General features: G+C 71.1%; 11 protein-coding genes. 6 read left to right on the top strand and 5 right to left on the bottom strand.

Features of this window, described 5'->3' with window-relative positions:
- Positions 1-48 precede the first annotated feature (48 nt).
- On the top strand, positions 49-1,512 hold the full coding sequence (locus PV796_RS04945) for a flotillin family protein (protein WP_274911675.1): 1,464 nt from the start codon (positions 49-51) through the stop codon (positions 1,510-1,512).
- A 184-nt stretch (positions 1,513-1,696) separates the two neighbouring features.
- Here the strand turns inward: PV796_RS04945 and PV796_RS04950 are convergent, their stop codons facing one another.
- Entirely contained in the window at positions 1,697-2,155 is a 459-nt protein-coding gene (locus tag PV796_RS04950; protein ID WP_274911676.1) for a DUF4334 domain-containing protein, read from the bottom strand.
- A gap of 373 nt (positions 2,156-2,528) precedes the next feature.
- On the opposite strand from PV796_RS04950, the gene PV796_RS04955 reads away from it, so the two are divergent.
- The 5 genes from PV796_RS04955 to PV796_RS04975 all read left to right on the top strand — a co-directional run bounded on the left by PV796_RS04955 (position 2,529) and on the right by PV796_RS04975 (position 7,894).
- Entirely contained in the window at positions 2,529-3,077 is a 549-nt protein-coding gene (locus tag PV796_RS04955) for an SDR family NAD(P)-dependent oxidoreductase (RefSeq protein ID WP_274911677.1), read from the top strand.
- A gap of 313 nt (positions 3,078-3,390) precedes the next feature.
- A complete protein-coding gene (locus PV796_RS04960; protein WP_274911678.1) occupies positions 3,391-4,128 on the top strand; it encodes an acetoacetate decarboxylase in 738 nt (245 codons plus the stop codon).
- Positions 4,129-4,244: 116 nt separating this feature from the next.
- Positions 4,245-5,267, top strand: coding sequence for a 3-hydroxyacyl-CoA dehydrogenase NAD-binding domain-containing protein (locus PV796_RS04965; protein ID WP_274911679.1), 1,023 nt, complete (start codon positions 4,245-4,247; stop codon positions 5,265-5,267).
- A 38-nt stretch (positions 5,268-5,305) separates the two neighbouring features.
- Positions 5,306-6,793 (top strand): CoA transferase, encoded by a 1,488-nt coding sequence (locus PV796_RS04970; protein ID WP_274911680.1) that lies wholly within the window; start codon positions 5,306-5,308, stop codon positions 6,791-6,793.
- A 435-nt stretch (positions 6,794-7,228) separates the two neighbouring features.
- Positions 7,229-7,894, top strand: a complete 666-nt coding sequence (locus tag PV796_RS04975; RefSeq protein WP_274911681.1) for a class I SAM-dependent methyltransferase — start codon at positions 7,229-7,231, stop codon at positions 7,892-7,894.
- Between the two features lie 221 nt (positions 7,895-8,115).
- On the opposite strand, the gene PV796_RS04980 is transcribed toward PV796_RS04975, so the two are convergent.
- The 4 genes from PV796_RS04980 to PV796_RS04995 form a co-directional block, all read right to left on the bottom strand.
- On the bottom strand, positions 8,116-9,408 hold the full coding sequence (locus PV796_RS04980) for a sensor histidine kinase (protein ID WP_274911682.1): 1,293 nt from the start codon (positions 9,406-9,408) through the stop codon (positions 8,116-8,118).
- Entirely contained in the window at positions 9,405-10,130 is a 726-nt protein-coding gene (locus PV796_RS04985; protein ID WP_274911683.1) for a hypothetical protein, read from the bottom strand. Before PV796_RS04985 ends, PV796_RS04980 begins: the two co-directional genes overlap by 4 nt.
- A 25-nt stretch (positions 10,131-10,155) precedes the next feature.
- Entirely contained in the window at positions 10,156-10,773 is a 618-nt protein-coding gene (locus PV796_RS04990) for a class F sortase (RefSeq protein WP_274911684.1), read from the bottom strand.
- A gap of 114 nt (positions 10,774-10,887) precedes the next feature.
- Positions 10,888-11,661: a hypothetical protein gene (locus tag PV796_RS04995; protein WP_274911685.1), complete on the bottom strand. Its 774-nt coding sequence runs from the start codon at positions 11,659-11,661 to the stop codon at positions 10,888-10,890.
- Positions 11,662-12,013: the final 352 nt, after the last annotated feature.

A 12,013-nucleotide genomic window follows, 5' to 3' on the forward strand; every position in this document is an offset into this window, starting at 1 on the left:
ACCACCATCTTGATCTGCCTACCCCCAGGGAGGCAGGGGGGATTTTTCATGAGTTCAGTTGTTATCGCCGTCATAGGTGCCGTCGTCCTCGTCGTGCTGCTCGCCCTCGCGGTGATCACGCGCTACAAGGTCGCCGGACCGAATGAGGCGTTCATCATCACCGGCCGCCGGGGCAAGAAGTCCACCGATCCGGAGACCGGTCAGGTCAGCGTCGACAACAGCGGCCAGAAGGTCGTGGTCGGCGGCGGCGTCTTCGTCGTCCCGTTCGTGCAGCAGCGGTTCTCGTTGGACCTGTCCAGCCGGCACCTGCCGGTGGCGGTGCGCGGCGCGGTCACCCTGCGCGGGGTGAAGGCCAACCTCGACGGCGTCGCGATCGTCAAGGTCGGCGGCAGCGAGGACGCCATCCGGGCCGCGGCCCAACGCTTCCTCCAACAGCAGGACGGCATCGTCGGGTTCACGCAGGAGGTGCTGTCGGGCGCGCTGCGGGCGATCGTCGGCCGGATGGCCGTCGAGGACATCATCCGCGACCGGGCCGCGTTCGCCGGGCAGGTCGCCGAGGAGGCGGAGGCCAGCCTCTCCGGGCAGGGCCTCATCCTGGACGCGTTCCAGATCCAGGACATCACCACCGAGGGTTCCTACCTGGAGGACCTGGGCCGGCCGGAGGCCGCACGGGCCCGCCAGGAGGCCGACATCGCCGAGGCCAACGCCAAGCGGGTGTCGGAGCAGGCGCGGCTCAAGGCCACCGAGGAGATCGCGATCGCGGAGCGCACGCTCTACCTCAAGCAGGCCGAGATCCGCGTCGAGACCGAGGCGGCGGCCGCCAAGGCGAACGCGGCCGGCCCGCTCGCCGATGCCGCGCGCCAACAGGAGGTGCTGACCGAGCAGGAGAAGGTCGCCGAGCGCCAGGCCGCGCTCACCGACCGGGAGTTGGACACCAAGGTCCGCAAGCCCGCGGACGCCGCCCGTTACCAGGCCGAGCAGGAGGCCGAGGCCCGCCGGATCGCCGAGGTCAAGGAGGCCGAGGCGACCGCCGAACGGGCCCGCCTGACCGGTGAGGGCGAGAAGCTGCGCCGCGCCGCGCTCGCCGAAGCGGTGCGTCTGGAGGGCGAGTCGGAGGCGGCGGCCCTCGCCGCGAAGGGCGCCGCCGAGGCCGAGGCCATGCAGAAGAAGGCCGACTCCTTCGCCCAGTACGGCGACGCGGCCGTGCTCCAGATGCTGATGGAGGTCCTCCCGCAGGTCGTCGCCAAGGCATCCGAACCACTGGGCGCGGTGGACAAGATGACGGTCATCTCCACCGACGGCGCCGGCCAGTTGCCCCGTGCGGTCGCCAACAACGTCGCCCAGGGCGTGGAACTGCTCAACTCGGTCTCGGGCGTCGACCTGGCGGGCATGCTGAAGCGGGTGACCGGGGGCGTCAACGGCCACGCCGCCTCGGACACCGCCGTCGCCGCGGGACCCGTATCCGCTGCGGCGTCCGTCAAGGGAAACGGAAAGATCGAGGTGACCGACTAGCGTACGGGGCAAGGAAGTTGATGTGGCGTCATGAGCGCACTGACCCAGTGATCGACTCGCGATCGGCGAGCTGAACCTTCCCCCCTCACCGGGCTGCCCGGACGGAACGACTTCCGTCCGGGCAGCCCCATTGGGGGCGTACGGGCGCCGCGTCGTGGGCCGGTCACCCGCCGGCGCGCGGCGGTCAGGGGGTCGGTGCCTGGACGCGGGTCAGGTGGAAGAAGAAGTCCGCGGGTTCGCCCTTCTTGTCCATCACGCACAGGAGGACATCGTCGGTGAGCCGGCGGAAGTGGTCGACGACGGGCAGTTGGTCGTAGACCATCGCCGTGGACGACTTGCCGCGGAAGACCACCTCGCGCAGTGTCGCCAGGCCCATCTCCTCGAACGAGAACACCGCCCCCTGCTCGTCCCGGCACAGCAGGGGCTCCACATGGTCGGCGTCCACGAACCGCTTGCCGTACCACCTCATCCGCGTCAGCAGCCTGGCGCTCTCGCTGCTCCGCTCGAAGCCGCCGCCCCGCCAAGTGCCGATCAGGAGGGCGGTGTCGACCGGTTCGAGCCGGTCGAAGAGTGCGGCCAGTTCCGCGTCGTCGCACTCCCCTCCGGATGCGATGGCGTCCAGGACTTCCTGCTCGGTACCCACGGGCGGGGCCTCCTTCGACCGACGGATGAGCGGGGTGGATCGGGTGCCTGTGGTGGTGCTTGGGGCGGTGTCTGTCGCGGTGGTTGTGGTGGCGGTTGGTCCACCCGGGAGGGGGGCGGGGGCCGACCGGTCGGGGCGTACGGGGTCGAACCGGTGGTACATGCGGGCGTGCCAGAGGACCACCCGCTCCACCGCCACCGCCACCGCGGAACCATACCCGGCGGCGGTGAGCGGAGCCAGGGCCCGCCGGCAGTCGCCGATCGCCGCCTGCGCCCTGTCGTGCGCCTCCTGTTCGGACAGGCCGAGGGTGAGTGCGTCGACCTTCCCCTCGTCCCGTTCGCGGTGGTGTCCGCGCAGGTCGTTGAGGAGGCGGATGGCTGGCGTCGCCCGGGTCGTGGCGGAGGCCGCCGACCTGCGCGGCGGCCTGCGGATCGCGGTCAACTGCGCGGGCGTCAACGGCCCGCTCAGCCCGCTGGCCGAACTCCCGCCCGCCGACTTCGACACCGTGCTGAAGGTGAATCTCTACGGCGTCTTCCACGCGATGCGCAGCCAACTCCCCGCGATGGCCGACACCGGCGGCGTCATCGTCAACCTCGCCTCCATCGCGGCCCGTTCGGGCTTCCGCCACCACGCCGCCTACGCCGCCGCCAAGCAGGGGGTACTCGCACTGACCCGCACCGCGGCCCGCGAGTACGCCGAGCGGGGCATCCGGGTCCTGTCCGTATCGCCGGGCGTCGTCGACACGCCGATGGTGGCGACGCTGCCGCCCGGCGCCACCGACGGGCTGCTGTCCACCGTCCCCCTGGGGCGCGCCGCCGAGCCCGCCGAGGTCGCGGCGCTGGTGGCGTTCCTGGTGTCCGACGACGCCTCGTACCTGACGGGCAGCGACCACGTGGTCGACGGCGGCTACCTGGCCAAGTAGCCGTGCAACCGCCCGGCAGCGCGAAGCCCGCGCGACCCAATCCCCGTGACGACCCGACTACGGGAGGTGTCAACTCCCCTTCTGAACAGGCACATTGAGCCGTACATACTTTAAATAATATCGATCATGACGTGTCCATATATTGGACAGACATGCGTCTCCAGGCGTCCACTGGATCTCGGGCGCTTCGCGAGCGAGCCTGGCGCCCTCCCTCTCGACAACCGAATGCGGGAGAGGCCGGCGCGACCCCTCGGGCGCCCTGAGCCACGGACTCGGGCGGTCCGGCGGCACGCCGCTCTCCCTGGAGGCCAAGATGCAGAAGGAAGACGTCGCGCGGCTGGTCACCACCCCGCTGGACTCCCCCGCCTACCCGCCCACCCGGTACCGCTTCACCCACCGCGAGTACCTCAACATCTACTACCGCACCGACCCCGAGGCGCTGCGCCGCCTTGTTCCCGAGCCGCTGACCGTCGCCGAGCCGGTGGTCCGCTTCGAGGTCATGCGGATGCCCGACACCACCGGGCTGGGCGACTACACCGAGGCGGGCCAGCTCATCGCCGTCGAACACGACGGTGAGGCGGGCGAGTTCAACCTGGCGATGTACGTGGACAGCGTCCCGGCGATCTCCAGCGGGCGCGAGTTCAGCGCGTACCCGAAGAAGTCCGGTTCGCCCCGCCTCTACGTCGACTCCGACACCCTCGTCGGCACGCTCGACTACGGAACCCTGCGGGTGGCCACCGCCACCATGGGCTACCGGCACCACGCCGTGGACCTGGACGCGGCCCGCGCCGAAGTCTGCGCCCCCACCTTCATGCTCAAGACCGTGCCCCACTACGACGGCACGCCCCGCATCTGCGAGTTGGTCCGCACCCGGATCAGCGACGTCACCGTCAAGAGCGCCTTCACCGGCCCGGCCCGCCTGGAACTCTTCGCCCACGCGCTCGCCCCGCTCGCGGACCTGCCGGTGCTCGAAGTCGTCCGCGCCAGTCACCTCGTCACCGACCTGAGCCTCAACCCCGTCGAGCCGGTCTACGACTACCTCGCCGCCTGAGGACGCCCGCGGGCCAGTCGGTAGCCACCCCGTCCGCCTGCCGCACGCCCGGTGCGCCACCGCGCCAGGCACATCCGCTTCGAGAAGTTCACGACATTCGAGAAAGCTGCGCAACCATGAACTCCACCCCTGCGCCCGCCCCGGCCGCCACTCCCGGCCGGGACGGAACTGCCGCGCTGGACTCCTACCGACGTGCCGCGATCATCGGCGGCGGCGTGATCGGCATCTCCTGGGCCGGCCTCTTCCTCGCCCGCGGCATCGATGTCGTCATCAACGACCCCCGCCCCGACATCGAGGACCTCGTCCGCGCCGGCCTGGACGAGATCACCCCCGCCCTCGCCGCCCTCGGCCTGCCCACCGACCGCCTCGCCGACGGCCTCGGCTTCGAGGCCGACCTGGCGACCGCCGTCGCGGACGTGGACATCGTGCAGGAGAACGGCCCCGAGCGGCTGGAGCTCAAGCAGCAGATCTGGGGGACCATCGAGCGGTCCGCCCCCGCGCACGCGCTGCTCGCCACCTCGACCTCCAGCATCCCGGCCACCGCGATCGCCGCGGCGCTGCTCCATCCCGAACGGCTGGTGGTGGGCCATCCGTTCAACCCGCCGCACCTGGTACCGCTGGTGGAGGTGGTGCCCGGCCGGCAGACCTCCCCGGCCGTCGTCGAACAGGCCCGGGCGTTCTACGCCGCGCTGGGCAAGCGGCCGCAGGTGCTGCGCAAGGAGATCCCCGGCTTCGTCGCCAACCGCCTCCAGTCCGCGCTCTTCCGCGAGGCCGTCTCCCTCGTCGCCCAGGGCGTGGTGACCGAGCAGGAGCTCGACGACATCGTCACCGCCTCGATCGGGCTGCGGTGGGCCGTCGGCGGGCCGTTCCGCACCTTCCACCTCGGCGGCGGGCCCGAGGGACTGCCGCACTTCATCGAACACCTCGGCCGCGCCATGGCGGCCGACATGTGGCCCGCGCTGGGCAACCCCAGCTTCGACGACGCCACCGTCGCCACCCTCGTCGGCCAGGCGCGCGAAGCCTTCGGCGACGAGACCGTCGCGCGGCTCGCCGCCGTTCGCGACCGCGCCCAGATCGCCCTGATGCGCGCCCTGGGCGAGACGCCGGACGCCAACTCCGGCTCCACCGACCGCTCTTGATCCCCGTCATCCGCACCCACGCGAGAAACGAAGAGGCCATGTCCCTCACCGAAAAGATCAACCGCGCGATCGCCAACCCGGCCACCGACGACGCGTTCGACGTCCAGGCGGAAACGGCCGAGGTGCTCGCCGGCATCGGGCTGGCTCCGCAGGACACCGGCGGCGCGATCACCTTCGAGGGCGCGGACCCGGTGGTGCCCAGCACGCTGCGCCTGGGCGCGGCCTCCGGCATCGCCCTGGTCGCCAAGTCCGCGGCGCTCGCGGCCCTTTGGAAGGACCGCACCGGCCGCGGCCAGGACATCCACATGGACCTGCGGGTGGGCCCGCACCGCCTCTGCCCGTTCTACGAGCAGAAGTGGGAACTCCTCAACGGCTACACCGGCGGCCACCCCTCCGTCATCAACATGGCGCTCGCCAACAACTTCTACCGGACCGCCGACGGCCGTTGGATGATGCCCTTCAACATCTACCCCAACATCAAGGTCGCCGCACAGCGGCTGCTCGGCGTTGGCGAGGTCCCCGAGCACGTCGCGGCCGCGATCGGCAAGTGGAACGCCCGCGAGCTGGAGCAGGCCGGCGCGGAGGCCGGCTGCGTCATGCCGATGGTCCGCACCCCCAGCGAACTTCTGACGGAACGTCAATACACCGAGGTACTGGCCGACATGCCCTTGGTGGAGATCACCCGGGTCGGTGACAGCGCCCCCGAGCCGCTGCCCGCGGGCGCGAGTGCCCCGCTGGACGGGGTGCGCGCGCTGGGCATGGGCCACATCATCGCCGGCGCCGGCGCCGGCCGCGCGATGGCCCTGCACGGCGCCGATGTGCTCAACCTCTGGCGACCCTACGAGTTGGAGCACGACGTCACCTACCTGACGACCAGCGTCGGCGTCCGCTCCGCGACGATCAGCCCCTACACGTCGGAGGGACTGGCCCGCATCCACCAACTCCAGGCCGGCGCCGACGTGTTCTACGCCAACCGCCGCCCCGGGTTCCTCGACTCCATCGGCCTGTCCGAGGAAGAGGCGATCGCCCGGCGCCCCGGACTGATCCACGCCACCGTCTCGCTCAACGGCCAGACCGGACCGTGGCGTGACTACCTCGGCTTCGACCAGACCGCCGGTGCGCTCACCGGTCTGCTGCACCTGGAAGGCGACGGCGACGAGCCCGCCCTGCCGCCCATCACGGTCGTCAACGACTACCTCGTCTCGTGGTTCCTGACCGCCGGCATCACCGAGGCGCTGCGGCGCCGCGCCGTCGACGGCGGCAGCTACCGGGTGCACGTCTCGCTCTCCCGCGTCGCCCTGTGGATCCTGTCGATGGGCATCTTCGACAAGTCCTACGCCCAGCAGGTGGCCGGCACCGGTGACCGCCACGCCTACCCCGACCCCGAGGTCTTCACCGCCGAGACCCCGCTCGGCCACTACCAGGGCATCACCGACCAGGTGAGGATGTCGGACACCCCCGGTGCCTACCGGCAGATCCTGGTGCCCCGCGGCTCCCAACGCGCGGAGTGGCTGCCGACCGCCTGAACCTGTCGCACGTGCCCGCGCCGTGCCCGGCACCGACAACGGTGCCGGGCACGGCGCGTTCGTTCGCGCATCACGTCGCATCACGTCACGTCGCGTCGCAACGCGTCATGTCGCCCCGCATCGCGGGCGCCGCAGAGCGTGCCAAGTCGGCGTAAATCCGCACACCTTGGCAGAGATCCTCCGAAGCCTGTCCCAGCATCGACGACGCGGCGAAATCCGGCCTTGCGCCCATCAGGCGATCTTCCGGCCCACATCGGACCGCGTGACCACGGAATGGAGGCACCGACACACCACCTTCACCACGTCTCCCCGGTCATTCGCCAGTTGCTTTACCAGTTCAAGGGCACCCTGTCGCCCGGCACGGCGTCTAAGCAGGTGTCATCACTCACACCTCGACGATTTCGCAAGCAACTAGAGAGACGGATGGCTGGCGGCGTGACTGAAGTAACGCTGTTCCTGCGGGAATACGCGAAGAGCCGTCGGGACGTGGGGGCCATCGCCCCCAGCAGCTCCCGGCTCTGCAGGGCCCTCACCCGGTACATGATCCCCAACCCGGGCCGCTCCCGCGCGGTCCTTGAGGTGGGGCCCGGTACCGGGGCGGTGACGCGGTACATCACCGGCTCGCTCGGCGGCCAGGACACCCTGGACCTGATCGAGGCCAACCCGCGCTTCGCCACCCTGTTGCGGCACACCTATGCCGACGACCCGCGGCTGCGCATCCGGACGGGCCTGCTCCAGGAGCACGACCTCGGCTCCTACGACACCATCGTGTGCGGCCTGCCGTTCGCCAACTTCGACGCGCGGACGACGGAGGACATCTTCGCCCGGCTCCTCGGGTCCCTGCGGCCCGGCGGCACGCTGTCCTTCTTCGGCTACGTGGGCGGCGAAACCCTGCGCCGGACGCTCGCCGACGGGGACGACCGCGAGCGCACCCTCGCCGGCCTCGGCGCACTGCGCCGCATCCTGCGCCGGCACACCTTCCGTACGGAGACGGTGTTGGGAAACCTGCCGCCGGCCCGGGTCCACCATCTGGCGCCGATCAGCCCGCCGGCGCAGCCCGAGCGGGTGAGCGCCTGCGCCTGCGGCAAGTCCGCTTCCTGAGCGCAGAGCGACTCCCGCCCGCAGTACGGCCCGAGACCGGCCACCCCTGCCCCGGGCACCCCACCGGAACGCGCGTCGGTGCCCGGGGCGGGGCCGAGAACCCTCAGGTGTATGAGCCCGTGGCCGGTGCGTCAGGCAGCGGCCGTGCCCGGGGGCCTTCGCGGTCGGGGGTGAGCCGCGCGAACGGTCGGGGCTCCAACTGCGGTGCGTTGACGGCTGGTTCAGGCGGTGGGGAGGTCGAGGGTGGCGAGGGCGCCGCCGTCCGGGGCGTTGGCGAAGGTCAGCGTGGCGCTGAGGGTGCGTGCCTGGCCGAGGGCGATGGTCAGGCCCAGGCCGTGCCCGCTGCGGCCGGCGCGGGTGGTGTGGGTGCGGAAGCGTTGGGGGCCGTGTTCCAGGAGGTAGGCGGGATAGCCGCCACCGTGGTCGCGCACGGTCACGGTCGGGCCGTCGACGGTGAGGACGACCGGGGCGGTGCCGTGCTTGTGGGCGTTGGCGATCAGATTGCACAGGACGCGTTCCAGGCGGCGGCGGTCGGTCCTGACGAGCGCCTCGCCCAGGACGGTGACCTCGATCGCCAACCCCGAGGCCAGGACGGCCCGTTGGGCGATCGGGCCGAGGTCGCAGGCGTCCAGATCGGCCCGTTCGGCGTCGGCGTCCAGGCGGGAGATCTCCAACAGGTCCTCGGTCAGGCGGCACAGTGCCCGGACGCGGTCCTGGACGAGTTGGGTGGGGCGGGACGGCGGCAGCAGTTCGGCGGCGGCGTGCAGTCCGGTCAGCGGGGTCCGCAGTTCGTGGGCGACGTCCGCGGTGAAGCGCTGTTCGACCTGGAGGCGGCTCTGGAGGGCGGCGGCCATGGTGTCCAGGGCGTTGGAGACGACGGTGACCTCGTCGTGGGAGCGGGCGGGGCACCCGGCGCGCTGGTCGTCGACGCGGGCGTCGAGGTCGCCGGCGCTGATCCGGCGGGCGACGCGGGCGGTGGAGTGCAGCCGGCGGGTGATCCGGGAGACCGCGAAGAAGCCGATGAGCAGGGTCAGGGCGATGGCCAGGGCGGAGGAGCCCATGATGGAGCGGGTCAGGGCGGTGCTGTTGCGTTCCTGGGCGCTGTAGTCGAGCGCGTAGGCGAGCACCCGGGCGTCGGCGGGGCCGGCCGCCCACATGGTGGGCATGCCGCGGTAGGTGCCGAGTTGGGTGCCGCGGCGGCCGCTGAGGACGATCCGACGCAGGGATTCAGGCAGTTCGGCGGGGTCGACGCGGGCGTCCTTGCCGATCGACTCGCCCGCGACATAGGCGTCGGTGGCGCGGGCGAGGCCGGCGAGGGCCTCCTTCTGGGCCTGGTGGACGGTCTGCCGGGTGACCGAGGTGTGCACCAACAGGCCGAGGACCAGGGCCAGTCCGCAGCACATGACGGTGATGAAGAGCGCGAACCTGCCGTAGAGGCTGGCCGTCCAGCCGGGCAGGCCGGGGCGCACCAGCCGCAGCAGGCGGTTGGCGCGGCGCAGCAGGATGCGGATCATGAGTTGCGGTCCGCAGGGGTGGGGTGGATCTTGCGGATCTCCTGTCGGGCCAGTCGCATGCTGTGCAGGGCCGCGTCCCAGGCCCACACGTAGCGGGTTTCGTAGCCGGCGAGTTGGGCCGGGCTGCGCACGATCAGCTCGCGGCCGGCGACCTCCACCGAGAACGGGACGTCGGAGGTGGCGAGGATGCGGATCAGGCGCCCCTCGGCGTCGAGGGTGTAGGCGCGCAGGCCGACCGAGCCCTCCGCCATGTCGAAGCCCACGACCAGGTCGTCCCGGCCGTTGCCGGTCAGGTCGTGGTACTGCGGTGCGCGCAGCGGGCAGTGGGGACCGGGCTCGGTGCAGGCCAGGATCTTGCGGGCGGTGTCGTCGTCCATCCCGTCGGCGCCGCTGTAGGTGTGCGGCCGCGCCGTGATCTCCGCCTTGACGATGTCGAGGGCGGAGAGCGCGTGGATGTTCCCGTCGGGGTGGGCGGGGATGCCGGGGACGCGCTCGCCGGCCTGCGGGCCCGGTTCGACCGGCGGGGTGGTGGCGGCCTTCTGGCCCGGCCACAGCCGCACCGGGGCGGAGGCGGTCGGGGCGGGACCGGCGCTACGCGCCTCGCCGGGGGTGCCGCAGCCGGTGAGCAGCCAGGCGGCGCAGGCGGCCAGAGCCGCGACGGTCGCGGTCAGGGCCAGGGCGCGGACGATCGGGTGCGTACGGGTCACTTCACTACCGGGCATGTTCGGGCGCGTGGTGCACTGCGGCTCACTTCACGAGGTCGGCGTAGAAGATGATGTTGGCGGAGCGGTGGCCGCCCACGATCTCGCCGCCGCAGGTGAGCAGGCGCAGCTCGGCGCGGTCGGTGTCGCCGTAGACCTTCTGGGTGGGGAAGGCGTCCTTCTTGACCTGCTGGCGTTCGCGGATCGTGAAGGTGGCGGTGGAGCCGTCCTCGCGCTGCACCTTGATCTCGTCGCCGACCTTGATGTTCTTGACGTTGCGCATCAGGGCCGGGCCGTTCTTGGTGTCGTAGTGGGCGACGATGACCGAGGCGCCCTTCTCGCCCGGGGTGGGGCTCTTGGTCCACCAGCCGGGCTGCTCGGCCTTGTTCACCGGCGGCACGCCCAACTCCCCGTCGTCGCCGACCTCCAGCGGTACGAACGGTCCGGCGTTCACGCCCGCGGAGGGGATCTCCAACCGCTTGGGCTTGGAGGGTGCCATGGGCGGGGCGGTCTCCTTGGCCGGTGTGGTCGCGGCGTTCTTGACGTTGACGTCGGGACCGGGAGCGCCGCCGCTGCCGCAGGCCGTCAGCCCGCCGGCGACGGCGAGGGCGAGCGCGGCACAGGTCGCGATGCGGCCGAGGCGGGGGATGGGGGTGGGGTTCACGACGACTCCAGGTGCAGGCGGGACGAGCGGTGCGGGGAGTGGGCGGGAGGGCGGTAGCCCGCTCCGGTGAGGGAGGAGCGGGCCACCTCAACTCCCGTGCGTTATCGGGGCGGTTCAGCCGTTGGCGCCGGACCGGCCGGCGACCCGGCGGCGGTACAGCACGGTGAAGCCGAGGCCCGCGGCGGCCGCGGCGGCACCGCCACCGGCGGCGAGCATGGTGTGGTCGGCGGGCTCGACGCCTTCGGCACCGGCCTTGACGCCACCCTTGGGGATGACTTTGCCCTGGTTGCTCTTCGCGTCGTTGCCGTTCTTGCCCTTGGCGTCCTTGTGGCCGGACTTGTCGTGGTCGGACTTCTTGTGGTCCTGCTTCTTTCCGCCCTCGATCCAGGAGTTCATCGAACCGTCGGGCTGGAGCACGAAGTGGGCGCCGTTGTGCTGACCGTAGGCGGGCTTACCGCCCTTGGTCTCCAACGTGTCGTACTTGACCAGCTTTCCGGTGTCGGGGGCCTTGGCGTACATGTCGGCCTGGTAGTGGTTCTGGCCCAACTGGTAGACCTTGGCGGTGAAGCCGCCGGCCAGGTTCTGGGTGCGGATCAGCTTCCGCTCCGCCTTCTTGTCCTTGCCCTTGTCCTGGCTGCCCTTGTCCTGGCCGCTCTTGTCCTGGCTGTCCTTCTGGCCGTCCTTCTCCTGGCCGCCCTTGTCCTGCTGCTGGGCGTCGTCCTGCTTCTTGTCCTGCTCGGCATTCGGGGTCGCCGAGTTCTCGGACGCCGGATTGTCGGCGAACGCGGCGGCGGCCGGGAACAGCAGCGCCGAGCCCGCGACGGCGGCTATCGCGGAAGTACGGACGAGGTTGCGGCGACGCATGGTCGTGCGCTGGGAGGAAGTCATCGGGAGTTCCTTTGCAGGTCCGAGTCGGTCGTCATCCGCCCCGTTGAGCGGCGACGTCTCGGAAGTTATTCAGCCCACATCACGGCAATCCGTCGGGTTTGTAACAGCAGATCGAAGAAAGGCCGCGGTGACACAATCAAGACACTTCACGGGACTTTGGTCCCGGGGCTTCCCGGAATTCCCTGGGCCAAAAGGAGGAGGAACCCCAAAGGCACCCCTATTATTGAATGGGCAACGATTGATAATTGACCTAATTTGCCCGTGGATTACCCGCGCGGGAACGCCGGAGGACCGAGGCGCCGCGACCCCGGGGGGCGACCGCCCGGCGCCCGCGGGGGCCCACCTCGCCGCC

Source organism: Streptomyces sp. WZ-12 (assembly GCF_028898845.1).
Taxonomy (GTDB): Bacteria; Actinomycetota; Actinomycetes; order Streptomycetales; family Streptomycetaceae; genus Streptomyces.